The organism is Priestia endophytica (assembly GCF_026790145.1).
Lineage (GTDB): Bacteria > Bacillota > Bacilli > Bacillales > Bacillaceae_H > Bacillus_I > Bacillus_I endophytica_A.
Window position 1 is genome coordinate 39,341 of record NZ_JALAMS010000054.1, and the last position, 26,387, is coordinate 65,727.

General features: G+C 35.5%; 29 protein-coding genes. 18 read left to right on the plus strand and 11 right to left on the minus strand.

Annotated features, from left to right (window positions below):
• The first annotated feature begins 323 nt into the window (after nucleotides 1–323).
• The 4 genes from MOC86_RS24960 (at nucleotide 324) to MOC86_RS24975 (ending at nucleotide 3,877) form a co-directional block, all read left to right on the plus strand.
• A complete protein-coding gene (locus MOC86_RS24960) occupies nucleotides 324–1,985 on the plus strand; it encodes a sigma-54 interaction domain-containing protein (RefSeq protein WP_268586608.1) in 1,662 nt (553 codons plus the stop codon).
• Nucleotides 1,986–2,058: 73 nt separating this feature from the next.
• Entirely contained in the window at nucleotides 2,059–2,331 is a 273-nt protein-coding gene (locus MOC86_RS24965; protein WP_268586609.1) for a (2Fe-2S)-binding protein, read from the plus strand.
• Nucleotides 2,328–2,660: a (2Fe-2S)-binding protein gene (locus MOC86_RS24970; protein WP_268586610.1), complete on the plus strand. Its 333-nt coding sequence runs from the start codon at nucleotides 2,328–2,330 to the stop codon at nucleotides 2,658–2,660. The genes MOC86_RS24965 and MOC86_RS24970 overlap by 4 nt, the downstream gene beginning before the upstream one ends.
• On the plus strand, nucleotides 2,657–3,877 hold the full coding sequence (locus tag MOC86_RS24975; RefSeq protein ID WP_268586611.1) for an NAD(P)/FAD-dependent oxidoreductase: 1,221 nt from the start codon (nucleotides 2,657–2,659) through the stop codon (nucleotides 3,875–3,877). The genes MOC86_RS24970 and MOC86_RS24975 overlap by 4 nt, the downstream gene beginning before the upstream one ends.
• Nucleotides 3,878–4,010: 133 nt before the next feature.
• Here the strand turns inward: MOC86_RS24975 and MOC86_RS24980 are convergent, their stop codons facing one another.
• Nucleotides 4,011–4,556 carry a helix-turn-helix domain-containing protein gene (locus MOC86_RS24980; protein ID WP_268586612.1) on the minus strand — a complete coding sequence of 182 codons (546 nt, stop codon included), beginning with the start codon at nucleotides 4,554–4,556 and terminating at the stop codon, nucleotides 4,011–4,013.
• 471 nt (nucleotides 4,557–5,027) lie between these two features.
• Here MOC86_RS24980 and MOC86_RS24985 point away from each other — a divergent pair, with 471 nt between their 5' ends.
• Nucleotides 5,028–5,906, plus strand: coding sequence for a dihydrodipicolinate synthase family protein (locus MOC86_RS24985; protein ID WP_268586613.1), 879 nt, complete (start codon nucleotides 5,028–5,030; stop codon nucleotides 5,904–5,906).
• Between the two features lie 96 nt (nucleotides 5,907–6,002).
• Nucleotides 6,003–7,469, plus strand: coding sequence for an alpha-ketoglutaric semialdehyde dehydrogenase GucD (gene gucD, locus MOC86_RS24990; protein ID WP_268586614.1), 1,467 nt, complete (start codon nucleotides 6,003–6,005; stop codon nucleotides 7,467–7,469).
• Between the two features lie 277 nt (nucleotides 7,470–7,746).
• Here gucD and MOC86_RS24995 read toward each other — a convergent pair whose 3' ends face one another.
• The 4 genes from MOC86_RS24995 to MOC86_RS25010 all read right to left on the minus strand — a co-directional run bounded on the left by MOC86_RS24995 (nucleotide 7,747) and on the right by MOC86_RS25010 (nucleotide 10,903).
• On the minus strand, nucleotides 7,747–8,952 hold the full coding sequence (locus tag MOC86_RS24995) for an MFS transporter (RefSeq protein ID WP_268586615.1): 1,206 nt from the start codon (nucleotides 8,950–8,952) through the stop codon (nucleotides 7,747–7,749).
• Between the two features lie 682 nt (nucleotides 8,953–9,634).
• Nucleotides 9,635–9,949, minus strand: a complete 315-nt coding sequence (locus MOC86_RS25000) for a DMT family transporter (protein WP_268586616.1) — start codon at nucleotides 9,947–9,949, stop codon at nucleotides 9,635–9,637.
• A complete protein-coding gene (locus MOC86_RS25005) occupies nucleotides 9,949–10,293 on the minus strand; it encodes a DMT family transporter (protein WP_268586617.1) in 345 nt (114 codons plus the stop codon). The genes MOC86_RS25000 and MOC86_RS25005 overlap by 1 nt, the downstream gene beginning before the upstream one ends.
• A gap of 22 nt (nucleotides 10,294–10,315) precedes the next feature.
• Nucleotides 10,316–10,903 carry a TetR/AcrR family transcriptional regulator gene (locus tag MOC86_RS25010; RefSeq protein ID WP_113753979.1) on the minus strand — a complete coding sequence of 196 codons (588 nt, stop codon included), beginning with the start codon at nucleotides 10,901–10,903 and terminating at the stop codon, nucleotides 10,316–10,318.
• A 586-nt stretch (nucleotides 10,904–11,489) separates the two neighbouring features.
• Here MOC86_RS25010 and norA point away from each other — a divergent pair.
• Both norA and MOC86_RS25020 read left to right on the plus strand, forming a co-directional pair.
• Nucleotides 11,490–12,680 carry a multidrug efflux MFS transporter NorA gene (gene norA / locus MOC86_RS25015; RefSeq protein WP_268586618.1) on the plus strand — a complete coding sequence of 397 codons (1,191 nt, stop codon included), beginning with the start codon at nucleotides 11,490–11,492 and terminating at the stop codon, nucleotides 12,678–12,680.
• 111 nt (nucleotides 12,681–12,791) lie between these two features.
• Complete coding sequence (locus MOC86_RS25020; RefSeq protein ID WP_268586619.1) at nucleotides 12,792–13,145, plus strand: hypothetical protein; 354 nt, start codon at nucleotides 12,792–12,794, stop codon at nucleotides 13,143–13,145.
• Between the two features lie 73 nt (nucleotides 13,146–13,218).
• On the opposite strand, the gene MOC86_RS25025 is transcribed toward MOC86_RS25020, so the two are convergent.
• Entirely contained in the window at nucleotides 13,219–13,497 is a 279-nt protein-coding gene (locus MOC86_RS25025; RefSeq protein WP_268586720.1) for a tyrosine-type recombinase/integrase, read from the minus strand.
• A 93-nt stretch (nucleotides 13,498–13,590) separates the two neighbouring features.
• Between MOC86_RS25025 and MOC86_RS25030 the strand changes: the two genes are divergently transcribed.
• The 4 genes from MOC86_RS25030 (at nucleotide 13,591) to MOC86_RS25045 (ending at nucleotide 15,474) form a co-directional block, all read left to right on the plus strand.
• On the plus strand, nucleotides 13,591–13,905 hold the full coding sequence (locus MOC86_RS25030; RefSeq protein ID WP_268586620.1) for a contact-dependent growth inhibition system immunity protein: 315 nt from the start codon (nucleotides 13,591–13,593) through the stop codon (nucleotides 13,903–13,905).
• Nucleotides 13,906–14,012: 107 nt separating this feature from the next.
• Nucleotides 14,013–14,198, plus strand: a complete 186-nt coding sequence (locus MOC86_RS25035; RefSeq protein WP_268586621.1) for a M20/M25/M40 family metallo-hydrolase — start codon at nucleotides 14,013–14,015, stop codon at nucleotides 14,196–14,198.
• A gap of 179 nt (nucleotides 14,199–14,377) precedes the next feature.
• Entirely contained in the window at nucleotides 14,378–14,647 is a 270-nt protein-coding gene (locus MOC86_RS25040; RefSeq protein WP_419146683.1) for a hypothetical protein, read from the plus strand.
• 371 nt (nucleotides 14,648–15,018) lie between these two features.
• A complete protein-coding gene (locus tag MOC86_RS25045) occupies nucleotides 15,019–15,474 on the plus strand; it encodes a hypothetical protein (RefSeq protein ID WP_268586622.1) in 456 nt (151 codons plus the stop codon).
• A gap of 181 nt (nucleotides 15,475–15,655) precedes the next feature.
• Here MOC86_RS25045 and MOC86_RS25050 read toward each other — a convergent pair whose 3' ends face one another.
• A complete protein-coding gene (locus tag MOC86_RS25050) occupies nucleotides 15,656–16,135 on the minus strand; it encodes a hypothetical protein (RefSeq protein WP_268586623.1) in 480 nt (159 codons plus the stop codon).
• A gap of 24 nt (nucleotides 16,136–16,159) precedes the next feature.
• Nucleotides 16,160–16,573 (minus strand): thiol-disulfide oxidoreductase DCC family protein, encoded by a 414-nt coding sequence (locus tag MOC86_RS25055; RefSeq protein ID WP_268586722.1) that lies wholly within the window; start codon nucleotides 16,571–16,573, stop codon nucleotides 16,160–16,162.
• A gap of 111 nt (nucleotides 16,574–16,684) precedes the next feature.
• On the opposite strand from MOC86_RS25055, the gene MOC86_RS25060 reads away from it, so the two are divergent.
• Together MOC86_RS25060 and MOC86_RS25065 are read left to right on the plus strand one after the other, a co-directional pair.
• Entirely contained in the window at nucleotides 16,685–17,074 is a 390-nt protein-coding gene (locus tag MOC86_RS25060) for a hypothetical protein (RefSeq protein WP_268586624.1), read from the plus strand.
• Between the two features lie 419 nt (nucleotides 17,075–17,493).
• A complete protein-coding gene (locus MOC86_RS25065) occupies nucleotides 17,494–18,396 on the plus strand; it encodes an AEC family transporter (protein WP_268586625.1) in 903 nt (300 codons plus the stop codon).
• 429 nt (nucleotides 18,397–18,825) lie between these two features.
• On the opposite strand, the gene MOC86_RS25070 is transcribed toward MOC86_RS25065, so the two are convergent.
• The gene (locus MOC86_RS25070) at nucleotides 18,826–19,698 is read right to left on the minus strand and encodes a LysR family transcriptional regulator (protein ID WP_268586626.1); all 873 of its coding nucleotides are present in this window, start codon (nucleotides 19,696–19,698) and stop codon (nucleotides 18,826–18,828) included.
• 122 nt (nucleotides 19,699–19,820) lie between these two features.
• On the opposite strand from MOC86_RS25070, the gene MOC86_RS25075 reads away from it, so the two are divergent.
• The 3 genes from MOC86_RS25075 to MOC86_RS25085 all read left to right on the plus strand — a co-directional run bounded on the left by MOC86_RS25075 (nucleotide 19,821) and on the right by MOC86_RS25085 (nucleotide 22,278).
• Nucleotides 19,821–20,732: a DMT family transporter gene (locus MOC86_RS25075; RefSeq protein ID WP_268586627.1), complete on the plus strand. Its 912-nt coding sequence runs from the start codon at nucleotides 19,821–19,823 to the stop codon at nucleotides 20,730–20,732.
• 197 nt (nucleotides 20,733–20,929) lie between these two features.
• Nucleotides 20,930–21,706 carry a PhzF family phenazine biosynthesis protein gene (locus MOC86_RS25080; RefSeq protein WP_268586628.1) on the plus strand — a complete coding sequence of 259 codons (777 nt, stop codon included), beginning with the start codon at nucleotides 20,930–20,932 and terminating at the stop codon, nucleotides 21,704–21,706.
• 98 nt (nucleotides 21,707–21,804) lie between these two features.
• On the plus strand, nucleotides 21,805–22,278 hold the full coding sequence (locus MOC86_RS25085) for a YbaK/EbsC family protein (RefSeq protein WP_268586629.1): 474 nt from the start codon (nucleotides 21,805–21,807) through the stop codon (nucleotides 22,276–22,278).
• Between the two features lie 64 nt (nucleotides 22,279–22,342).
• Here MOC86_RS25085 and MOC86_RS25090 read toward each other — a convergent pair whose 3' ends face one another.
• Together MOC86_RS25090 and MOC86_RS25095 are read right to left on the minus strand one after the other, a co-directional pair.
• Complete coding sequence (locus tag MOC86_RS25090; protein ID WP_268586630.1) at nucleotides 22,343–23,443, minus strand: S-layer homology domain-containing protein; 1,101 nt, start codon at nucleotides 23,441–23,443, stop codon at nucleotides 22,343–22,345.
• 345 nt (nucleotides 23,444–23,788) lie between these two features.
• Nucleotides 23,789–24,439: a DUF2306 domain-containing protein gene (locus tag MOC86_RS25095; RefSeq protein WP_419146684.1), complete on the minus strand. Its 651-nt coding sequence runs from the start codon at nucleotides 24,437–24,439 to the stop codon at nucleotides 23,789–23,791.
• Between the two features lie 276 nt (nucleotides 24,440–24,715).
• Here MOC86_RS25095 and MOC86_RS25100 point away from each other — a divergent pair, with 276 nt between their 5' ends.
• Nucleotides 24,716–26,182, plus strand: coding sequence for a protein adenylyltransferase SelO (locus tag MOC86_RS25100; protein ID WP_268586631.1), 1,467 nt, complete (start codon nucleotides 24,716–24,718; stop codon nucleotides 26,180–26,182).
• Nucleotides 26,183–26,387 lie beyond the last annotated feature (205 nt).

Below are 26,387 nucleotides of genomic sequence, written 5' to 3' on the forward strand. Positions count from 1 at the left end.
TAGTTCAAATTTCTGCATATAGAGAATGTTTTTCTATCTTCTGATGTTAGATCTAATTGACAGAGACCAAAGAACATGAAGGGGTGCGAAGCAAAAATAAGGGAAAACACTATTTTTTTAGAAAGTGCGACATTTTATTTATATAACTAGACATTTATTAAATATTGATTCAATCTGGTTCTCTTAATTTTAAAAAATATAATATTGATTGCCTCTTAACTAATAACAAAATTGATTGTAAAAATATTTTGAACATTTTATGAACAAATGTATAATTTTTTATACAGTGTTGATTGTTTTTTACAGTTTAGGAGGGGAACACTATGGTATTTTCATTACCGTCAGTAAAAGAACTAATGATGAATGTATCGTTTGATAGGAGTCACATTGAACGAAAAAATGGCGAGTTTTATTATCGTTCAACAGCCAAAACAGCTGAACTTCTATGTAAGACCGTAGATGAGAATGAGTCATTCTCTACATTGTTAGAAGCATTTACCCATCATTCTGCAGTTGTTATTCTAGATTCAAACAAAAACCCTGTAGGCTGTATAACAGCCTCCCGAATGATTCGTTTTCTTTATAACTACTACAATCAATTGAAAGCATTTTATAAGACTATTATTCAAACTTCAGATGCCTCAGTTACGGTTATTGATGCTAAGGAGAATGTTTGCACATGGACGGAAGGGGCGGAAAAGATATTCTCGGTTACCCATCAAGATATAATGGGGCAGCCTATTACTGACTTTTTTGACTATAAAAAATTAGAAATTTTGCAATCACTGTATAAAGGAAAAAGTATTGTAGGTCATTACCATCAGCCTCGATCTGATTTATTTGTCTTAATTAACTCTAATCCTGTTTATTTAGAGGGAGAGATTATCGGTGCAGTCGTCTTAGAAACAGATGTCACGAATCAAGTAGCACTTAATGAAAAGTTATTTAACATGTCCAACGAAGTACATCGTTTAGAACAAGAAGTAGCGAAGTATAAGGATTCATCTGACCCCTTTCATTCCATTAAAGGAAAGAGTTCTGCCTTACAAAGAACAGTGAACTTGGCTAGAAAGGTGTGTTCTGTTAAATCTACAGTTTTAATACTAGGGGAGAGTGGTGTGGGGAAAGAAGTGTTCGCTAAAGCTATTCATGAAGCGAGTGAAGAGCCAAACGCACCTTTTATTTCAATTAATTGCGGTGCAATACCAGCATCTTTATTTGAAAGTGAATTGTTCGGGTATGAGCGCGGCGCCTTCTCAGGGGCTAACAGTAAAGGGAAAAAAGGAAAAATAGAATTAGCAAAAGGAGGTACATTATTTCTTGATGAAATAGGTGAAATGCCGCTCGAAATGCAAGTAAAGCTTCTACGGGTATTTCAAGAGCGGAGATATTATCGTGTTGGGGGAGAGAAAGAAATTGATATCAACTTTCGTCTCATTGCGGCTACAAATCGTGATTTACATGAACTAATGAAAGAAGGGAAGTTTCGAGAAGATCTATATTACCGCTTAAATGTAGTCAGTCTAAACATCCCTCCTTTAAGGGAGCGGAAAGAAGATATTATTGAATTGACTCACTATTTTTTAAATGATTTTTCATTAAGCTATCAACGACCTATTCATGAATTTCCTCCAGAGGTAATACAGGAAATGCTTCGTTATGATTGGCCTGGCAATATTCGCGAACTTCGCAATATCGTTGAACGGCTTATCGTATTTGCAACAGATGGCGTAATAAAAAGAGAATATTTGCCCTTTAATACAAGTAATATCAGCTTTGAAAGTACTCCAAAGAATGCATCTATTGTAATTAAAGAAAATGACTCTACAATACTACCGCTCCAAGAAGAAATGAATCAACATGAGAAAAAAATAATTGAAAGAGCGTTACAAATTTTAGATGGAAACAAATTAGAATGCGCTAAGCAGCTCGGTATTACAAGAGCTACTTTATACAATCGATTGAAGCGGCTTGGTATAAATTAATCCTCGTTCATCTCTAAGTTGGCACGTTTCTTGCATAATATTTTTATATAAAGAGATTAGAGGAGGAATACAAATGCCTAACAAAGAGAGCGTTGTTATTTGTCGCTGTGAGGAAGTTACTTATGAGCAACTTCGATCAACAGCAAATGAACATACATGCACAGCAAGAGAATTGAAATTAAGAACAAGGGCAGGGATGGGTTTTTGTGGTGGTCGTACATGCAGGCTAACATTAGATAAGATTATCGAAAGTGTCATTCCTAATGTTTCCTCTAGTGAAATTCCACTAAAATACCAGCCACCAATTCGACCGGTAACGTTTGGAACAGTAGGTGAAAATCAATGAGTAGAATATTGGATCATCCTATTCTAGGCAGTTTAGATAGTAGAGAACGTATTTCTTTTCGGTTTGATGGAGTTACATATGAAGCCTACGAAAATGAAACAATTGCTGCTGCTCTTTTAGCGAACGGAATTAGAAAACTCCGTGTTCACGAAGATAGCGGAACACCTAGAGGTATTTATTGCAACATCGGTCATTGCTTGGAGTGTCGTGTAACAGTCAATAATCAAAAAAACGTCAGAGCTTGCTTAACAACTGTAGAAAAAGACATGATTGTTGAAAGTGGAAAACGTCATCCAAATATTGTGAGAGAAATGGTGGAAAAGCAATGATTGATGTGATTGTAATTGGAGGAGGGCCAGCGGGATTAGCAGGAGCTATTGCGTGTGCGAGCTTTGGTCTCAAAGTAAAAGTTATTGATGAATTTATAAAGCCAGGTGGCCGTTTGCTTGGACAACTTCATCAAGAACCTTCTGGTGAATGGTGGAATGGCATTAAAGAATCAGAACGACTCCATCAAGAAGCGAAAAGATTATCGGTCGATATCTGTTGTGGTGTATCCGTTTATAATTTAGAAAAAGAAGAACACCTATGGAATGTGCATACAAGTTCAGGTACGCTGGAAGCACCATTTGTATTAGTAGCCACTGGAGCCGCCGAATACCCTATTCCGCTCCCGGGTTGGACTCTTCCCGGTGTAATGTCGATCGGTGCGGCTCAAGTAATGACGAATGTCCACCGCGTCCAAGTCGGCAAAAAAGGGATCATTATCGGAGCAAATATTTTAGCATTTGCGATCTTAAATGAATTACAACTAGCCGGAATTAAGGTTGATCGAGTGATACTTCCGGAAAAAAGTCCCCTTAGCCAAAAAGCAGGTGAACCAGAGGAGGTTATGAAATCCCTTTTAAACGCAGCTCATCTAGCTCCATCGCCATTATTACGCATTGGGAGTCATTTCATGAAAAATGATCGAATGAGAAAAATCGGTTTGAACTTTTATCCCAAAAACGGCATGAAAGTGAACGGGACCCCCCTCCAGCTCCGTAAAGCGGCACTTGAAATCATAGGCAAGGATAGGGTGGAAGGAGTTCGTGCCGCTGATATTGATGCTAATGGTAATGTTATTGCTGGGTCCCAGACGATTTACGAGGCAGATTTTGTCTGTATAGCAGGAGGCTTATATCCGCTGGCAGAGCTTGCTGCTGTGGCTGGTTGTCCATTTCAATACATTCCAGAACTTGGCGGCCATGTGCCCCATCATTCAGAGACGATGGAAACCCCTCTTGCTGGGTTATTTGTAGCGGGTAATATCACCGGTATTGAAAGTGGTAAAATTGCTATGGCCCAAGGAACAACTGCAGGCTTGTCGATTGCCAAATATGCTGGAAAAAAGTCAGAAACAATTGATCAGCAACTACAACAAGCAATACAAAATGTTCGCACTGTTCGGAGGCAAGCTACAATCCAATTCAATCCTAAGATTGACAGCGGGAGGAATAAAATGCGGGAGCTATGGGGGAGTCTCTATTTTTCGACGCAAAGATAGTTTGATTTATAAATAAACTTTTTACGAGTTTGAGCAGAGTTCACCCTAATGGTGAATCTGCTAATTTAAGTATTTAACTCATCTTAACTTCACTTAGTATGGCATTTTTACTTCAAATCAAAATTTTTGCATATTAGATAGGATTGGAGGAAACGCATAAAAATTTCACATCGGCATCAGTGTGGTTAATCCAATTGTGCGGGGTAGTTGAGTCTAAATAAATACAGTCAAGAGGATGTAAATCGTGTTCTTCATCGTCAATAAGGACAGTAAGAGTACCTTCCAAAACGTAAAGAAACTCTTGGCCTTGATGTGAGTACGAACTTCCTCTATTTTCACCTGGTTTGAGCATAACTAACAAAGGAGCAAAAGGTGGATTTTCTATATTTTCAGATAGGTCTTTATAAATAAAGCTACTCGGTCTACTATTTAAATCGCTTAAAGAGTTTCGTATAATGGTCGATTTAGTCTTTTTCTCTGACTCTGAAAAAAAGTAGCCTGGATTGACATTAAGTGCGTCAGAAATCTTTTTTAATGATTCAAGTGTAATAGATGATTTTAAACGTTCCACTTGTGATAAAAAACTGATAGAAAGATTGGTTTTCTCTGATATTTGTTTTAGCGTTAGTTTTCGATCTTTTCGCAATTTTTTTATTTTAGATCCGATTAAATCATCCATTCTTTATACCTCTCTAACATATATGATAAAAAATTGTAGTTTACAATAATATAACTCGTTTTGGTTTGGTAATTAAAGTGTGACTTTAATTTTATTATAATCTTATTTTATTCAAAATCAAACAATTGAAAAGGTTTCTTAAGAATACTAAACAAAATAAATAACGATATAGAATGGTTTAAAAATATTCAGAAATTTTAGTTTACAAGAAGTAGATTATATGATAAGGTCGATATAAATGAAGTGACACTTCAATTTTTATTAACTAGCACTTTAGAAATAAGATGAGGAGGGATTCGTTAGAATATAAATCTTTTGGTTTCAAGAAAGAAGTGCATTTTATTCTTGAATTATTAACTAAAAAAGATCTTTAATGTCCAGTCTCTGCAAGATGAAATCAAAAAAATAGATAAAACTTTTTTTAAAAAAGCTAAGTCTTTAAGAAATCAGATCAATTAGGAGGAATTTATGATGGCAAAATTCAATGGAGTTTATGTGGCACTTGTTACCCCTTTTACGAAAGATTATCAGGTAGATTATGTTAGATTAACAGAACTATGTAATTGGTTAATTGACCAAGGGGTAGACGGACTCGTTCCAGGGGGATCTTTAGGAGAATATGCTACTCTTACAGCTGAAGAGAGAGCAAAATTAGTAGAAACTGTAATAGAAGCGGCTAATGGTCGAGTGCCTGTTTTAGTTGGTTCAGGCGCACCGTCAACTGCTCAGTCTGTAAAATGGGTACAGCATGCAAAAGAACATGGTGCAGCAGGTATTATGGCTTTACCTCCAATCAACTATAAACCTCTAGAGAATGAAATTATTGAACACTACAAAGCATTATCTGAAGTTGGGCTTCCAATCGTTGCATATAACAATCCAAAAGATTATCCTACGGATTTAACTCCTGACTTACTAGCTGAAATTTCGAAGTTCAAAAATGTAGTTGGTGTCAAAGAATTTTCAGGTGATGTACGTCGTATGCAAGAAATCTTAGAAAAAACTGATCTTGAAGTAATGGTTGGAGTAGATGATCTTGCTCTTGAAGGAGCTTTAGTTGGAGCTACGGGCTGGATTTCTGGTGTTCCAAATGCCTTACCAAAAGAAGGTGTAGAATTATTTCATCTAGGAAGAGAAGGGAAAGTAAAGGAAGCACTTAAGCTGTATAAGCACCTTTTACCTCTTTTTCGTTATGATGCTAGTCCTCAACTAGTTCAATCTATTAAATACATGACGGAACTAGCTGGTAAACCAGTAGGACCTACACGTCCACCTCGTTTACCATTAAGCAAAGAACAGTATCAAAAAATAGAAGAGGCTTTCCATTATTCTAAGAGATTAACTGTTTGATTTTTTTAAAACTATAAAATCTATCTGAATGGGTACAGTGGTCTTTAGTAGGTTGTACCCATTCTCTATTTTTCAAGAAAGGGTGTTATGATTAGGATGACTGTAAGTACAAAAGTAAAAACATATTTAAATCATATAAATGGTGAATGGGTAAGTAGCTTAAATGAACAAGTAGAAGCGAGTATCAATCCTGCTAATAAAAACGAAATTGTAGGCTATATTCAAAAATCAATAAAAGGGGATTTAGAAAAAGCCATTAAAGCAGCGCATGGAGCTAAAAAGTCTTGGAGGAAAATGGGGCAGGCAGAAAGAGGTCAATTTCTATTTAAAGTAGCAAACATTCTTGAGGAAAATTTGGATGAGATTGCTGAAACGATGACAAAGGAAATGGGAAAAACGCTTCCCGAAGCAAAGGGAGAAACAGCTAGAGGTGTTGCGATCCTTCGGTACTATGCTGGTGAAGGGATGAGGAAAGATGGAGACGTTATCCCTTCTTCTGATAAGGATGCTCTTATGTTTACGAGACGAACTCCACTTGGTGTTGTTGGCATTATTACCCCTTGGAACTTTCCGGTTGCTATTCCAATTTGGAAGATTGCTCCTGCTCTTGTGTATGGAAATACAGTCGTATTTAAGCCAGCAACCGAAGCAGCAGTAACAGCTGCAAAAGTAGTAGAATGTTTTGATAGGGCAGGGCTTCCAAAGGGGTTATTGAACTTTATTACAGGTTCTGGATCTGTAATAGGTCAGCAGTTGATTGATCACCCACTTTTAGACGCTATCACATTTACAGGTTCTGAAAGCGTTGGTGAGAGAGTCGCAAAATCTGCGTCATCACGTGGTATTAAATTTCAATTGGAGATGGGGGGGAAAAACCCTGTCATCGTGACAAAAGATGCCAATTTAGATGCAGCAGTTGAAGCAGTAATTAGTGGTGGTTTTCGTTCAACAGGTCAAAAATGTACAGCATCAAGTCGTGTCATTGTAGAAAATCAAATTTACGATTCATTTGTAGAAAAACTCGTTCAGGAAACAAAAAAAATCACTGTAGGTGACGGTCTTAAAGAAGGCATTTGGATGGGACCGTGCGCTAGTGAAAGCCAATTTAATACCGTGAGAAAATATATCGAATTGGGAAAAGAGGAAGGTGCCACTCTCATCACTGGTGGAGAGACATTAACTGGTGAAGAATTTGACAAAGGTTTTTATGTAACGCCTGCTATTTTCGGAAACGTACAACCAGAAATGAAAATTGCTCAAGAAGAAATTTTTGGACCCGTTATTGCCCTTCTTCGAGCAACCGATTTAGAAGAGGCCATTGAAGTTGCCAACAATACAAGGTATGGATTAAGCGCTTCTATTTTTACATCTAATATTAGTTCTTTACTTGAATTTATTGATGATATTGACGCTGGTCTAGTTCGAATCAATGCGGAAAGCGCAGGGGTAGAACTTCAAGCGCCATTTGGCGGAATGAAAGCTTCTGGTACTGGCTCACGCGAACAAGGAGAAGCAGCGAAAGAATTCTATACTGCTATTAAAACTGTATTTATTAAAGGATAAATAAAGCTAGTGGTTCTGGTATAAAGATAATTTCTAAAATATAAATTCACCACCAAATTATAGGTAGTTATAAGGTGAAAACAGTGTATCAACGTATTCTTTTTGATTTTAGGTAAAGGCGAGATAAGTACTTGCGTTGGGCACTGAAAGTAGGGTGGTACTATAAAAGGATCTTCAAACGAAGATCCTTTTGTGATACTTGTTAAATGGATGCCCTCAAAAGACTGCTTCCCCGCTTATATCGAACTTTCGAATATATGCCGGGAGTGACTAGATACTAGACTCCATTATTACTATTGAATTCTCTTTTCTTAAGAGTAAGCATAAAGGCTAAAGATAGACAATATAGTGCTGCTAAGTAGGTCATAGCTACTGTCATATCGTAGCTTTGCAAAATATATCCAACGAGAATTGGTGATAATCCTCCGATTGCTCTACCAAAATTAAAAATTGTGTTCGTGGCCGTACTACGAATATGAACTGGATAATAACTGCTTATTAATGCCCCGTACCCAGCAAACATTCCATTTGAAAAGAAACCTACGATTGCCCCGCCAATTAACACTCCTGCACCACCTTCAGCGTACGAATATAAGAATACAGCCGATGCTGAAGCTAAAAGAAAAACTCCAAAAGCATGTTTTGCACCAAATCGATCCATGAATCGTCCAAAGGTCAGCATTCCTACAATCATTCCAACAGCTGTACTAATAGTCCAGAGCGCTGAGCCTGAAACAGATAAACCTTGGGATTGTTGAAGCATAGATGGTAGCCAAATCATCAATCCATTATAACCTGCAATTTGAACTGTTGCCATAACAACTAAAGTAATGGTTGTTATCGCTGTTCTAGGAGTGTCAAATAGCTGAAGTAAATTGACCTTTTTTGGCTTGTTGACAACCTTTTCCGTCTTTACTGCTGCTAGCCATTCTGGAGATTCCTTTAAATTTTTCCGAACAATAAAGGCAAAAATAACAGGAAGCACTCCAATGATAAACAAGGCTCTCCACCCTAAGGTAGGAAGAATGATGGCACTAAGCAATGCTGCAAGAATAACACCAAATTGAGCACCGACACTTACATAAGAGGAAGCTCTCCCTTGTTTATTCTTAGGCCAAGCCTCTGCAACAAGAGCCATACCAATTCCATATTCTCCTCCAGCTCCAAGTCCTGCAATAAATCTAAATAAATAAACCTGTTCAATATTTGCTGCTAATCCGGTTAAGGCTGTCCCTATTGCAAATAAGATGATTGTATAAGTGAAAATTCGCACCCGGCCAAATTTATCTGCTAAAATTCCAAAAATGATTCCACCAATAAGCATGCCAATATTTGTGATTGAAGAAATAAATCCGCCTGTTGCTAAATCAATGTTAAAATCTGCTACAATTAGTGACATGGCAAAAGAGATAAACATGATGTCCATGCCTTCTAATGTTAAACCTGCTACAGATGCCACAACTGTTTTATTACGATACTTCAACTTAATCCACCCTCCAGTAATATTCTTTGAAGTAAAAGCTCTTTTTGTTTTGAAGGAATGGATTAGAAAACCGATTACAGCATCTTATCCATTCTCTTTTGAAGTCTCACAGAACTTCGTTTAAAAGAGGTTTTGAAAATTTTGTATTAAATGTAAACAAAAATAAATGCCCTTCTGTCAAAAGAGGACAAAAGGGCATGGATATGTTAATAAACAAACATTACTAGATTATCAATCCATCCTTTTCGGCCTCACTGGACCGTATTAAAGGCAATATCATATTGTTATTTATACTAGCATGTTAAAAAACAAGTTTCAATATAAAGTTTTGACTAACTATTATTAAATAGTATTCTGTCTAGTTGATTTATCCTCCAATCTTTCTAAATATTATGGTGTTGATAAAAATATTTAGAAAGTCAGAAAGCTAGAAAATCAGACAAAGTTCCTTTGGCATAATGGATATTTCCAATGTATCTTCATAGAAAAATGTAACTTGTTTTTAAAATTAAAAAGAACTTCAAAATAAATGTATTTCTTCTAAAAATAAACCGTCCGAAGCGGTGTTTGTCTCCTTAAGAAATGCTTTTAATATATATTCAAATCTTAAATAACAGTGGATGCCAATTGATTATAGTGATAAATAACGGGTTTCTTGTGTCGGTATATATTTACACTTTATTCATCCTAACAGTTTTAATCCAATTGCAGCACATAAAATCATTGAAATAAATAAAATGCGTCGCCATTCTTTTGGTTCTTTGTAGACGAACATTCCAACAAGGGTTGCGCCAACAGTGCCGATTCCTGTCCAAATCGCATAAGCGGTTCCCATTGGAAGGTCACGCATCGCTAATGAAAGCATTGTAAAACTTAATGCAAAAGAAGCGATAAGAATGAGAAGAGACAATACATCTTTTCTAAGGGTAACACGTTTAAGTCCAAACACGCCGAGTACTTCACAAAGACCAGCGACAATTAAAAATCCCCAAGCCATTATGCATGCTCTCCTTCCTGTTTATCTTCTTTATCTGTAATTAACTTCAAGCCAATCACGCCCGCTAGTAGCAGAGCAATTAATAATATTTTTGCAATCTGAAAAGGTTCTCCAAACAATAGCATATCAGATGCTACTGTTCCAGCTGTTCCTAATCCTGTGAAAACAGCATAAACCGTGCCAACCGGCAGATTGTTCGTTGCTTTTAGAATGAGCGTGAAGCTCACTATGATCGCTAGAGCCGTTAATAGCCACTCCCAAATGTTTGAAGCATGTTTAAGACCGGTTACCCAACCAACTTCTACAATTCCTGCTCCAATGACGTATATCCAATCCCTATTCATATTTCATAAAACTCCTTTTATCTTATTTCTTTTCATCTGCAAAAACGCCCCTGCAAAAAATGGGCCATGCAGCATTCATCCGAAGCATTGCTTTTTCTTCCCATGCAAAAAGCATTTCAATTAAAATACCGTCTACAAGCGTAAGATACGCAATGGAAGCATCCTGTGGGGATGCAATAATTTCTTCTTGCGGAATTCTTTCAAAACGTTTTCTCAATAATTCTTGAAACGAATCAAGCAGTGGATTTGTTCGATCCATCACTTCTTTCATTAAAGCTTCCGGGGGAAAGAAAGAATGGCGAAGCAGAAATCCAAAGCTTGGTTCGTCTTGGTAGTTTCGAATGAGAAACAAAGGAAAAGCCTCTAATGTTTCTCGCATATTTAGACGATTGTACCGTTCGATAAAATATTGAAATGTTCTTTTTTTTACTTCGCGTTCAGCGAGGGAAAAGACATTCATGAATAAATCTTCTTTACTTTTGAAATGCGCATAAATTGAAGGTTTTTTTATGTTAGCATCTTCAGCAATCATTCCTAAGGATGCACCTTCAAATCCATATTTTGAAAAATGATGAAGGGCAGAAGTAAGAATTAAATTTTTAGAACTCAAAGAAGTTAAACCCCTTTCTTTGGAAGGAAATTTCTAGTATAATACATTCGTATTGTTTAAAACCTAACGGTCGTTAGTTATTATCTCAAAGGGAAAAGAAGCTGTCAATTTAAGATTTTTAAAATGTAACACTAGCAGCTTTTACAAAGCAGAGATAAGAAAGGGGCATGATGGGTGGAGAATAATGAAAACTGGAGAAATAACAATAACAGTGATGTAGGTATAGAGAGGAATCTAGGTTAAAACAAAAAAGAGAAGTTTACGACAAATCTTCTTTCTACGTTTCTTATGTGTAGTGAAGTGCCGATTCATACGAGAAGTTTATCTCTACACTTCTTAAAGAAGGCTGTGGTTTGCTCAAAATAATATAAAAGGAAGGTTTGAGAGAAGATATAGTGAGATTCGCTTTTATGAAAGAATAGGGTTCTTTATTGTAGGAAACGATGAGTCTAGATTAGTTTCTTACTTGCTAAATGATTTTATGATAAGAAAAGCTCGTTAATCTTGATCAATATTTGGAACGAAAAGTAAAAATCATCTTATCTTTTAAATGTTTATAGCTTTATCAAAATAAAGGAGAAACACCATGGAAAAACAGAATGTAACATTATTTATCCTATTAGCAAATCTATTTATCGCTTTTTTAGGCATTGGACTTGTAATTCCTGTAACACCTACTATCATGAATGAACTTCATTTGTCTGGAACAATTGTCGGGTATATGGTTGCTGCCTTTGCACTTACACAGCTCGTTGTGTCACCAATCTCAGGTCGGTGGGTTGATAAGTTTGGACGTAAAAAAATGATTATTATTGGGTTGATTATTTTTAGCCTTTCAGAATTTTTATTTGGAATAGGGCAGCAGGTTGAAGTATTATTTGTTTCCCGCATGCTCGGTGGAGTAAGCGCTGCTTTTATTATGCCCGGAGTTACAGCTTTCATTGCAGATATTACAACTTTAAATACTCGAGCTAAAGCGCTTGGCTATATGTCAGCTGCTATTTCAACGGGATTTATTGTTGGTCCAGGAGTTGGGGGATTTTTAGCTGAAATTGGTACGCGGTTGCCGTTCTTTTTCGCCGCAGGGCTTGCATTAGTTGCTACTGTTTTTTCTCTTGTTGCTTTACGTGAACCCCAGCGGAACCCTGAAAATGAAGAAGTAAAAATCGTAAAAGGGCAAGGCCGCTTAAAACGCATTTTTGTGCCTATGTATTTTATAGCATTTTTAATTCTTTTCATTTCTTCATTTGGACTATCTGCGTTTGAATCATTTTTCTCTCTTTTTGCAGACCATAAATTCGCTTTTACACCAAAAGATATCGCAATTATGATTACAGGTGGAGCTATTCTTGGTGTTATTGTGCAAGTGGCATTGTTTGAGCGTTTAACAAAATGGTTTGGTGAAATTGGCGTTGTGCGCTACAGCCTCATTTTTTCAACGATCATTGTTTTCTTGCTTACAATTGTGAATTCTTACTATATGGTTTTGCTTGTCACGATGGTAACGTTTGTTGGATTTGATTTAATCCGACCTGCTTTAACAACGTATCTCTCACGTATTGCAGGGAATGAGCAAGGATTTGTTGGAGGAATGAACTCCATGTTCACAAGTCTTGGGAATGTATTCGGTCCTATTGTTGGAGGTGTTTTGTTTGATATTAATCTAAATTATCCATTTTACTTTGCTGCCCTCTTCTCAGCAGTTGGGGTAGCCATTACGCTTACTTGGAGACATCCTCATCAGCGTGAAGAAAAAGAGCTTTCATCACAGTCGTAAAGAAAAACATAGTATATGTTTTCTAAGCGTATTTATAATGGAGATTATAAGAAGAAAATGAAACACTGATATGGAATTCAGGTTTTCATTTTCTTTTTTTATAAGAGGGGGATGAGTGAAAATATAAATGAGCTAAGAAAGAAAGCTGAAGAACTAAAAGAAAGTTTGGTTCAATGGAGAAGATATATTCACCAACACCCAGAGTTTGGTTTTGAAGAAGAGAAAACATCGCAGTTTATCCAAGAAAGATTAAAAGAAATGAATATTCCTTTTAACATCGTTGCTAAGACAGGAATTGTGGCTTTAATTGAAGGGGAAAGTGATGGACCAACACTAGCATTAAGAGCAGATATCGATGCTCTTCCTATTAAGGATGAAAAAGAAACTTCTTATGCATCTAAAGTTCAAGGAAAAGGTCATCTTTGTGGTCATGACGCGCATATAACAATGCCATGGGGTGCATGACCCTTTGTAAAACAAGGGTTTGTGCACCTTTAATACTGAAATTGACCACATTTTGACCACATTTATATAGATATTATAAAATCTTAAGGTTTTCTGAGAAGACTTTAACAACTTCCTCTTGCATATCATCTAAAACATGGGAATAGGTATCTAATGTTATATTGATTTTAGAATGACCTAAACGTTCAGAAACAATTTTTGTATGAACCCCCATTTTTAGAAGCAAAGTAGCATGGGTATGACGTAAAGCATGAAATTTAATTTTAGGAACGCCAGACATTTTAATATAAGAATTGAATCTAGCATTTAGTTTTGTCGGGCGAAAAAGAGTGCCATCAGGAAAAGGTATTATAGAAGATTATTCAAACGCAAAAGTTGTTTTAAAAAAAGATGGAAAAGGAAGTTTTATTTTAACGGGATCCCCAGTTAAGTAAGGAGTAGAAAAATGTCAAATCAAGAAATGAAATTACTAAGAAAACAATTTAAGATCCTGAATAGCTTCTTAGGGGGGATTTTTCACCAGGATATTGAATCCCCAGAAAGTACTTGGGAAGAGTTTATAGATGAAGCTATTAAAGACGACATGTTGATACTAATTCAAGAGATAGAGCGATTTTTGGAAACGGAACTATCGTATCAAGAAAAGGAAGAATTTATAGAAGAAAATTGTTTTATCTACTTTCCAGCAATCAATATTACCCCTTTGAAATGGTTGAAGCAAGTACAAGATGAATTAAAAAGGGCTGTAGATTTAGGTTGATCATTGATAGGTGGACTTGGAGTATAGAGTATTTATATAACAGTATCCTGAAGGAAAAGATGAATAATATATTAACATGAGAATACCCCTCCTCTGTTAATCCTTCAATGGGTGGAGAAGACTTTGCTTTTTATACAAGGGAAGTACCTAGCTTCTTTTTTAGATTAGGCGTGCGAAATGAGAACAAAGGAATTGTGTATCCCTTTCATCATCCATTGTTTGATCTTGATGAAGAAGCTCTTCCTTATGGAGGAGCATTGCTTGCTCAATATGCCTTAAACTATTTGAAATGAAAAATAGAATAGGAAATAGAAAGATAGTAAGAGTTGATGATCTCTACTATCTTTTTTATTAAAAGAAAGACGATAAGCGAACGTATGTTTGATTTATACTTCTTCTTTATATATAATGGAGAAAAGTATGAAAAAAGGAGAAATTTAGTTACATAATAAACATGAAAAGAGGAACAAATGTGGGTGAGATAGACTTCAATCGACTAACGCACTGTATGTCTTTGCTATCATCAGAGAAAGAAACAGAGATAGTGGCAACAGACTTATATGATATTTTGGAAAGTGCTCCTAAAATACAGGATTTAGTTCTTCAGATAGTAAGTACTAACATAACGAAAGAAAAAATGATAGACCTTCTAATTGAGTTAGAAACAGAACTTGATCATCTTAACTGGCATTATGAGAGTTTTAAAAAAGAGTTGAAAAATATTAAAGAACTAGATTCATAATGAGAAAAGAAAGAAGAGGAGCTATCTTCTTTTTAAATTAAAGAATAAAAATAAAAAGAACCTGTTATATCAAAAGAAGTAGAATATCGAGCCCGTTATCTGAGAGATCAGGATGTTTTCAAATAGTTCATGTAAAAGAGCATTCTATCAGCTGTAGAACGCTCTTTTTTATGGTTGTAAAGTTAACACTTCTTTCTTATCGAGAATATAGTAGGGAAGGATAACTTTGTGTTAATATATGGATATATCAACGTATAGACATATAAAGGGAGAGATATACATCATCGTTATATAGCCCAAAATGGAGCAAAGCTAAAAAACATTTATTAAGTTTTCTTTGTAAGTCTCTTCGCAAGAGAGTGGATTTTCATATGATCAATTACCGAAAAGCACATGATGGATTAGGAAGAGCGGTCATTATGGTTGATCAGAAAGAGATTTTTAGCATATGTACAATTAAGACAGAAAGTCAGCTTTATCTTAGAGAGTGGGAACAAAGAAAAAAAGAACAGCAATATGATTTTGAGAATGAAAAGGAAACAGAGCAAATTTGGAAGGAAGTATATAAAACGCTTAAAAAAAATGCTATTTATGCTCAATATGACTTCTTTTCCGCTCTTGAAGAGTATTTTAGTTTGTCTATAGAAAAAGCTCTCCGTTCCTCTAATTCTATTGTGAAGATGTTATGTATGATAGATCGACGCGTAGGGAAGAGAACATTACTAAGAATTGAAGAATCTATATTAGAAGAACATCGTATAATCAAGTATTTTTATCAATTAAGATGTGAAGCGGAAGGAATTCAGAGTAAGTTAAAGGTTTCATGAGACAGAAGAAGAGTGAATTGTGAAAACAGGAAAATGAACGGAAAACACAGTATTAAAAACAACTTAAAAGCACAAAAAACATAGAACTTTTTTGTGCTTTTAATCGATCACACATCTTTTTGAATTACAAAATAATAGAAGAGAGAAAAAGAAAAGATAATAAATAAAGCGACAAAAATAATCATAAAATATTCACCTTCTCATGATGTGACATTTCTTTTTTTACGATATATGGATAATTATAGAAAATCATTTTAAGCTTTTGATATTCAAAAAGAAGAAGAGAAATGCTCATAAAGGTAAGAAGAGAGCTAATGGCAAGGGCAGGGATATTAAAACAGTAATCGAGAATAGTAATATTCACTGTAATAGGTAAGTAAATAATATTTCCTAAAGTTGCAGTTCTTGGAATGAGCAATAATAAGGCTGCTGTAATTTCTCCACCTGCAATAAATAAATTATAAATGTCAGAGTATCCGAAAAAATGCCAAGCAAGTTGCATAGCGGAATCCTTTGTGGAATCGAAAACAAAGTCACCTGTAGAGAATTGGCCAGGATAAATCTTAGCTCCTCCGTAAATAAAAAAAGCTAATGCTAAAACGTAACGAAATGTAGTAATCGTGCTCATTTTTAATTTGTATAAAAAAACGGTTTTATTCACTCATTTTCCTTCTTTCTTGATTGTTTATTCGTTAAGATCAATGAATCGACTCTTGATTTCTTCTGTGGGAATCATACAAGAAGTTTGTTTTCCAAATAATCGATATCGATATTTAGCACCGAATTGATACAATCTATCTCTAAGCGGTTTTGGAACTATCTTAAATAAAGAGAGGATTCTTACAGGCCCCGTAAGATTTGAAATAATGTGCAGAATAGCTGTTGATTCGGTATATAACGTATCTCCATCAATAAGAACAATAGAATGCAAATCTTTCCTATATCCATATTGATTCAATATAGAAGATCCAGTATTAGATTGAAGAGAAGCAAATTTAAATATACCTTTTGGATCTCTTTTGATCACAGATTGTACAAATCTATTGCACATATTGCATACACCATCAAAAAGAACAAGGATATCGTGATTATCTTTCATTTCTATCACCTCGCTCATCTCCTGAAAATTTCACTATTTTGATTATAAGATATAGAAGATGACAATACATCTTACACTTTTGTAAGAAAAATACAAAGGGAGGAGAGAATCATGGGAAGAAAAATCCGTTTTGCACAAGATGAACTTATTTTAGAGCTAACAGGATTAACAAGCTATTTTTGTTTAAAAAGAAAAGTGCGAATTCCTTATCACATGATTGATAGTGTGTTAGTTGACTACTATGAAGCACCACAAATCATGCTGAGAATGCCTGGTACATCTGTTCCTGGAACGAGTATTCGCGAGGGGAGCTTTAAATATCGAGATGAGTGGTACTTCTTATCATACGAAAGAAGAGAACCGCTTGTTATGATTGAGCTCACAGGGCATAAAAAATACAGATATGTGATTTTTCAAATGGAAGATCCTACAGAAACGGCGTACAATATTCGCACACGTTTAAGAGAATGGGAGATAGAAAGAGGAAAGAATAGTAAGTAAGACTATGTTACAATGAAAGTTAATGATTTTATCTATGAGAAAACACCTTCAGTTTGAGGGTGTTTTTTTGATATGAAAATGGAGATTGGTGAATTTGTTTTAAAATGAAACACTTTTCATACACTTGATGAAAATAAAAACGATAACTGTTGATTGTTTATAAGGAGAGAAATATAATATTAAATAAAGTTGATTTAATATTCTGTTTATTAAGTTATTGAATAAGGGGAAAATGGGGAAGCACAAGCAGATGCTACATATGTTAGCAAACTCATTGATGCTTTCGAAAAGAATAAATAGGTTGAAACAGAAAGAGCGTATTTCATTCACAAAGCAATCTATAAATAATGTAGATTGCTTTTAAAGTGTTAGGAAAGCTTGTTACATAGCTTTAAATAATGATAATAAAGGTGAATAAAATGACATTTTTCACAGTTGTATTACCGGTGTTTAGCATATTTCTCATTGGGTTTATCGGAGAGAAAAAGATTGGCTTTGACACGAGAACGATTTCAACAATGACACTATATTTAATGTCTCCATTATTAGTTTTTAGAACTTTTTATACAATAGAGTTTAACTTAGACTATTTATATTTGACGGTATATACGTTTGCTCTTTGTTTTGTATTAATCCTTATCGTGTATATAATAGCTTTTGTTCAAAAATACTCGAGGGCCGAAACATGTGGGATGATATTAGCATCTTCTTTTATGAATAACGGAAATTACGGAACTCCAGTAGCGCTTCTGCTCTTTGGAACGGTTGGTTTTGACTTTGCTATTATTTTAATGGTCATTCAGCAGCTTGTAATGTGTACAGTCGGGGTATATTATGCTGCAAAGGGCGGAGAAGAAGGGGATGGTATAAAGTTCGCAATTCGCTCGGTAAGACGCATGCCAACGGTGTATGGAGCAATTGCAGGAACGCTTTTTCAAATTTGCCATATTCCAATAGGTGACGCTCTTACAAAAGCCGTTGATTTAGTGGCTGATGCAACCATTCCTACTGTTATGATCATTTTAGGCATGCAGCTTGCTAAAATCTCGCTTCGGAGCATCCAAAAAAGCAAAGTTACTCTCTCTATTCTTATTAAACTTTGTATTTCTCCATGTGTCTCCTATATATTTACCCTTTTTTTACCCCTTGATGAGATGATGAAACAAATTATCATCATTATGGCCGCAATGCCAACAGCTGCTAACACGACAATGTATGCTGTCCAGTTTAATACAGATCCTGATTTTGTTTCAAGCGCAACGCTTATAAGTACGCTGTTAAGTTTAGTTACTCTTCCCCTTATTTTTACTATTGTTCTCTAAATTCCTATTTGATTGCTTGCATCGTATATGAAGCAGATGGGTTTCTACTATTAAAGCTCCTGAAACATACTTAAAGAACATATAAAAAAGAAGCTTCTTTTTTATGTAGAGAGGAAAGCTTATAAGCGGTTCTACGTATTCTTTAACTTCTTTTTTGGAAGAAAAGATTTCACCTTCCCCAATTTTTGAGCCTACTTTAAGCATAATATCCTCCACTTTGTAATGAGTTATCTCCTGATTAAAAATAACAAGAGAATGGCAACTATACTTATCAGATTAACGAAGGTATTCAGTAATTCATTCCCACCAAAAATGTTAAAGAGAAAGCCGATAAAAGCAATAAATAGAACGAGAATAGGAGAGAGAGGTGCACGGTTTCTTTTTTACATTTTTCCTTCCTCCAAGAGTACAGATAGAATCTCTTTCTTTTCATTGTTCTTTACCACTTAGCCAACCTTTTGTAACTTCTGCAAATTTTCGGCCTGCTGGTGATAGGTTGTAGCGAGTCGCAAGGCCAATGGAACGATAGCTATTTACTTCAAGGGGAATTACACGTAGCTGTTTTGGGAGAGAATCAAGTACCATCTCGGGAAGAATGCTTATCCCTAAATGATGACTAATCATCGACATAATAGCGGTTTCTTCCATAAGTTCAAATCGAATATTCGGTTGAACATTATATGCTTCAAACAGTCGTTTTACATCATGAGAGCCACCATATGAGGGCATGATAAAGTCGACTTTTTCAAGGTCTTCAAATGTTACAACAGGTTTGTTGTATAGCTCACTTTGATTAGAAACAATACATAGCAAAGGGTCATTTTTTAACGGAATAATGTCAAACTGATTTGATTGTGTAATATTGACAAAACCGCAGTCAATTTCTCCACTTAATAGCCACTGCTCAATTTCGAAATAATCTCCTTCTTTCAACTCAATATGAATAGCGGGATATTTTGCTTCCATGATTTTAATAATATTAGGAAGCCATTTCATTGATACGCTCGTAAATATCCCAATTTTAATCGTTCCTTTTGAAAGGCCATTAAGACTAGCGGCTTCTTGATATACTTTTTCATTGTAGTGCAATACTTTTCGAATAGTGAAGAGAAGGTGCTCACCTGCATTTGTTAACGTAACGCCTGTTTTATTACGGTTGATAAGAGTAAGTTCAAACTCTTTTTCTAGACTTGTGATGGCGTGACTAACCGCAGACTGCGTTAATTGTAGAGAATCCGCTGCTTTAGTAAAACTTCCAACTTCTGCAACTTTGCTGAAAATCTCAAATTTAACTAGACTCATATGGTTCTCCTTTTTCATGAATTTTGTTCATGTTCTAAATTATAAAGATTCATTTTATTAATATCAAACACTCTTGTATACTATTCTTACACATTCATCGAAAGGAAAAGAGGGAAAGGATAATGAGCTATAGAATGAGAGCCAACCTGATGATGGTTGGAGTTAACGTATTCTGGGGTCTTTCCTATGTTTTTATGAAAATGGGGCTAGATTCTCTTGAATCTTTTAACATTATTGCGCTTCGATGTTTACTTGCATTTGTGATTGCAGGAGGCTTTTTTTATCGAAGGTTAGTAAAAGCGAAACTAAGCACGATGTTATTTTCGTTTTTACTTGGTATGATGCTATTTCTCGTTTTTTCTTCCGTTACGTTCGGAGTAGGAATGACCTCGGCATCTAGCGCAGGTTTTCTCGTCAGCCTTACAGTTATATTTGTTCCTATTCTTCACTGTCTAATCATTAGAAAACTGCCGTCTTTGCCCATTTCTCTCGGCGTTTTATTTTCTTTAACAGGGATTGGCATTTTAACGTTAAAAGGCTCATTAAGCATTAATACAGGGGATGCTTTATGTATAGGCACAGCACTATGCTATGCTATTCATATTCTCTTAACAGGAAAATTAACAAAAGGAGAAGATTCCATAACACTTGGTGTGCTTCAGCTCGGATTTGCAGGAGGAATTGCTCTTCTGTTCAGTATGATTTTTGAAAATCCTTCACTTCCTTCAACAGGAGAGAGCTGGATTGCCATTTTAGGACTGGGAATATTTTGTAGTGCAGTAGGATTTATTTGTCAAGCAGTAGCACAGCGCTATACAACGCCAACGCATACGAGTTTGATTTTTGCGACTGAGCCTATTTTTGCAGCTTTGTTCGCCGTTCTTTTCTTAAATGAAGTATTCACATTAAGAGATGCTGCAGGCGCGTTTATTATCATATGTGGAATTTTAATTGCCCAAATGAACAGTCTTTCTTTTAATAAAAAGGGGTGGATTTATAGAAGAAGATGGCGCAAGCGAGAATCTAATTTATAGAGTACAAAGAAATTCAGCAGGAGACAGTGATTAGTGGATGGGAAACATGTGGATTAGAATTCATTCACTACTATTAAGATGTAATAAAAAGCTCTTATCCTTTATTGGATAGAGCTTTTTTGAGTGAAACATTACATAGAATATACTTTCGGATTTTTAAATTTTCTGATTTAATATTTATAAAGGAGGAGAAAACAATGAAATACTACGTTGTAGACGCATTTGCTGAAAAAGTATTTGAAGGAAATCCTGCTGGAGTTTGTATTATGGAAAAGTGGATTTCTGATGAGCGTATGCAAAATATTGCGAGCGAAAATAACCTTTCTGAAACAGCATTTGCTGTAAAAGAAGAAGAAGGATATAAACTAAGATGGTTTACACCAGGAGGAGAAATTGATCTTTGTGGGCATGCAACATTAGCAACAGCATATGTGATTACAAATTTTTATGAACAAGACGTAATGAAGGTTACCTTCCATACAATGAGCGGAGAGTTAACCGTTCTCAGAAAAGGAGAGCAATACGAAATGGATTTTCCAAGTCGTATGCCAAAATCGGTTGAATTAACAGAAGAAATGATAGAAGCGCTCGGCATGAGACCTCTCTATGCTTTCTTAGATCGAGATTTGATGTTTGTGCTAGAAAGCGAAGAAGACATCCAACGTGCAACCCCAGACTTTGCGAAGCTAAGAGAATTAAAGGAAGGAGTAGGAGTGCTGCTTACAGCTCAAAGTCAACGTTATGATTTTGTCTCACGAACTTTCTTTCCTAAACTAAATGTAGATGAAGATCCTGTATGTGGTTCAGCACATTGTAACTTCATTCCATACTGGGCAAAACGTCTTCATAAAACTGAAATGAAAGCAAGGCAGCTTTCAAAACGAGGTGGGACACTATACTGTAAACTTGAAGGAGATAGAGTACGTATTAGTGGTTCAGCCGTTTTATATTCAGAAGCAACGCTTCATGTTTAAATAATTGTGCCTAAAGAACATTTTAGAGAATGATATAATGAACAGACTGATAATAAAAAATATTGGGTGTAATTAAAAAGATAGGAAGGGAAAAATATATGTCAATTGAAAAAGTAAAGTCTTATTTTGCGAACTACGGGATGGAGAATAAAATCATTCAACTCAAAGAATCAAGTGCAACAGTAGAACTAGCAGCACAAGCACTAGGGTGTGAGTCAGAGAGAATTTCTAAAACTCTTTCTTTCCGAGTTGGAGAAGAAGTTGTATTAATTGTAGCCGCTGGAGATGCTAAAATCGACAACCGAAAATACCGAGAAGAATTTGGAACAAAAGCAAAAATGCTGAGCGCAAATGAAGTTGAACCTCTAACAGGGCATAGGATTGGCGGAGTGTGCCCATTTGCTGTAAATAAAGGGGTTTCAGTCTATTTAGATCAGTCACTTCAACGTTTTCAAACAGTATTTCCTGCGTGCGGAAGCGGAAACAGTGCAATCGAGCTAACGATAAAACAATTAGAAGAGTATTCAAAATATATAAAATGGATAGATGTTTGTAAAGGGTGGGAGAATTAAAGAGAAAAGCTATATTATAGTACATACATAAAGAGCCTTATCCATTTGGATAAGGCTCTTGTCATCAATATACTTTTTGTAGTTCAAAAATTCGTTCAGATGGTTGATTTGAAGCATCTACAACTAAGATAAGGCCAAGTCCTTGAACATAGTAAGAATAAATGCCATCATAGTCTTTAATTTCAATTGCATTTTTAAATGTACCAGCAGGTGTTGTGATTGTTTTGTTCATAGAAGTTACAACGTAGTTTGTAACAGGATCACCTTCGTAAAGTTGATATGTCCACTTTGTATTTTGCTTTAGTGGATATGGGATCGTAAGGAGAATCTCAGAATTTTGGATACCAAAATCTAATCCTTTATTATTTTCACGATATGAATAATATTCTTTTCCTTCACTTCCGCTTGCTGTCCATTTCTCTCCAAATTCATCTTTCCCTCCATATTTCCAAGTTTCTGTATAGTTATCGCTTGGATATTTATAGACAAATGTTTTGCGAGGATTTAATTTCAATCCAGCTGTTACAAAGCGGTTAGCACCATTGTCTTTAAAAGAAGGTTGAAGTGTGCGAGCTAAAAAGACTGAAAAATGTTGACGCGAAAGAGATTGATAAGGCTTGAATGTATTATCAGCATAACCAGTTGTAATGTTATTATATGCTAGAGCATTAATATACGTATAAAAGTCATTTGAATTTGAAACATCGGAAAACTCGCTAAGCGTTGAACCTTTAACATTGTACGAAAGACTTAGTATTTTTGCCATTTGCCCTCTTGTGAGCGTATCCCACGGATTGAAATATTTCTTTCCAGTATGAGGATCTGTTTTTCCAGAGATAATACCAAGTTCTACAGCCTTTGCAATTTCTTCATACCCATAGTCGCCTTTTTTTACATCTGCAAATCCTGGATCCTTGGCGTTGAAATCTTTTATTCCTTTCGCTCGAAGAAGCATTTGTACTGCTTGAAGTCTTTTGATTGAGGCTTCAGGCTTGAATGTTCCATCGTTATATCCTTTAACAATATTTTTATTAGCAAGGAAAAGAATCTCTTTCTTATAAAGAGTCACATCTTTAAAGGTAGTGCTAGCTTCTGCACGCTGAAAAGGCAAGGCTGCTGCAATAAGAAGACTTAAAACTAGAAATAGACGAACAGACTTTTTCACTACTATCCCTCCTGGTATATCCTTGGAATATTACATTTACGTTACTAATATATTACATTGTTATTTCTTAGTCAATTACTAATATTCAGAATATAACAAGAGATTAAAAGATAAAGGAAAGAAATCTCCTTTATCATAGAGTAAGAAAAGGAGAAGGAGAAGCAAAATTTATACAGAATTCCTTTTGAGTTGATAATCATATTCCAAAATTATAAACTTCGCTTGCATTCAATGGTAGATTTACACTACATGAGATGATTGAAGAAATAGAGACTAATGAAGGATAAGCATAGTAAAAAGAGGGCTTTAAAGTTCTCTTTTTATTACTTTTTAACTTTTCAAACCTTAAGAAGAAAGATTTGTCTCAATGTTCGTTTCCTGACGCTTTGTGTATTTTATAATAAGTTCTCCAACAATGAGATTAGGCACCCAAGCAAGCCAAGCGATAATAGCGTAACTAACTTCAAAATTCTCCAGCCCAAATAACACCATAAACAGGGGCAACCAAAGTCTTAACGTGACCGCGGCAAAAGTTAAGGAATAGTTTCTAATCATCCAATGTTGATGTGCAGAAATGTTTCTTTGTCGAATCATTCTTAACGCTTTGTATGCAGATTGTAACCATAGCAAAGATAGGAATCCAAAACCTAACTTTGCTATCAGGCCTCCCGTTGCGTAACAAACTAGATAAAAACCTGAAAGGCCGCCAAATAATATCCCAACCATATATATTTTTCCAAGTCGTCGATGACGTTTCAGATTTTTTTCTCGAAATGTTTTTGATAATGTAAAAGGACCAATGATTAAAGAAACAATGCTAGTTGTAATATGGATAAATAACATCATGTACCATAATGGACTTAGTTTATCGAGAAATAAGAGCTTCATCTGCACTAAACCAGCTTGAGTTCCGTCCATAATAAAATATTGAACAATAATATAGCAGGCTACAGCAAAAATAAGTGTATTGAAGATCAACGATCCTCTTTTCTTCATTTTATTTCACCTACCTCTAGTCAATTTCATTTAAAAACAATTATACCATTTAATTCCTTAATTAAGAGTCTTTAGACCTGAAAATATAATAGATATGGTGAGAAAAAGCGTGTTTTTTTCATTCTAAGCATTTAAGAACTTTATAGTAGGTAAAAAGGGTATAATATGCTAGTAGAGGTAGACAATAGGAGAGCTTTTTTGTTTCTGCGGATATTTATTAAATAAACATGAACTTTTCATCTTATACTATAAAAAATGCAAGAGAAAGGAGATCAAATGACAAACGAAAAAGAACAAAATTGGAACTTAGATAACAGTTATACAAAGCTTCCGGCTATTTATTATTCCATTATTAGTCCGAATCCTGTTTCATCACCGCAAATAGTTAAACTGAATAAAACATTAGCAACATCACTAGGATTAAATGTAGAAAAGCTGCAGGAGGAGGAAGGAATCGAAGTCCTTGCTGGTAATAAAATTCCAGAGGGTGGTGCTTCGCTTGCTCAAGCATATGCAGGTCACCAATTTGGAGGATTCACAATGCTTGGTGATGGGCGCGCTCTTTTAATTGGTGAGCAACTAACCCCAGCTGGAGAACGATTTGATCTTCAGCTTAAAGGGTCAGGACGAACTCCTTATTCTCGCGGAGGTGATGGGAGAGCAGCACTTGGCCCAATGCTTCGGGAGTATATTATAAGTGAAGCAATGCATGCGTTAGGTATTCCAACAACGAGAAGTTTAGCTGTAGTATTAACAGGAGAGCGTATTTTTCGTGAAACAGAGCTTCCAGGCGCTATTTTAACTCGTGTTGGGGCAAGTCATCTTCGCTTTGGTACATTCCAATATGGAGCAAATTGGGGGAAAGTAGAAGACCTTAAAGAACTTGCTGATTATGCTTTAAATCGCCATTATTCTCATGTTGAACAAGGTGAGAATCCATATCTTACTCTTCTTGAAGAAGTGATTAAACGTCATGCTTCTCTCATCGCCAAATGGCAGCTTGTTGGGTTTATTCATGGTGTAATGAATACAGATAATATGACAATTAGTGGGGAAACAATCGATTATGGGCCTTGTGCTTTTATGAACGAATATGATCCTGAAACTGTATTCAGCTCGATTGATACTCAAGGGCGCTATTCATATGGGAACCAGCCTGGAATAGGCGGATGGAATCTTGCCCGCTTTGCCGAAGCTCTACTGCCGCTTTTACATGAGGATGAAGAAGAAGCTCTAAAGTTAGCTCAAAATGCAATGGAAAAGTATCCTGAATTTTATCATCAAAACTGGCTCTCAGGTATGAGAAGAAAGCTTGGTTTATTTCAAGAAGGAAAAGATGATCAGTCACTTATTGAGAAGTTGCTTGTCATGATGCACAAACATAAAGCTGACTATACGAATACATTCCGCTTACTAACAATGGGAAAAGCAGAACATACAGTTCTCTACGGGAAAGAAGAGTTTACAGAATGGTATAAGCAATGGAAAACGCGGATAGAAAATCAATCAGAAGGAAAAGAAGCTGTCGAAGATTTAATGAGTAAAAACAATCCTTTTGTTATTCCAAGAAATCATCTTGTGGAAGAAGCGTTAGAAGCAGCGGTTAACAAAGGAGACTATACTGTCATGGAAGAGCTTTTAGACGTTCTTTCCCAACCGTATAATTACGCTATAGAAACAGAAAAGTACTGTTCATTACCTGCACCATCTAATCGTCCATATCAAACCTATTGTGGAACATAATAAAAGAAAGGCCATTTTGACTATGGCCTTTCTTTTATTTAGCTCGATTGTTGAAACTTTTTTACAATAGAGTATAATAAAAAAGAAAAGAAGTTTATTGATAAAGAATGATCTTTATCTTTGACAACTTTTATCTCGTAATTCTAACATGACGGGACGGATAGTAAGTATTGTAAAATGCTTAATTATTAACCCATCATAAAGA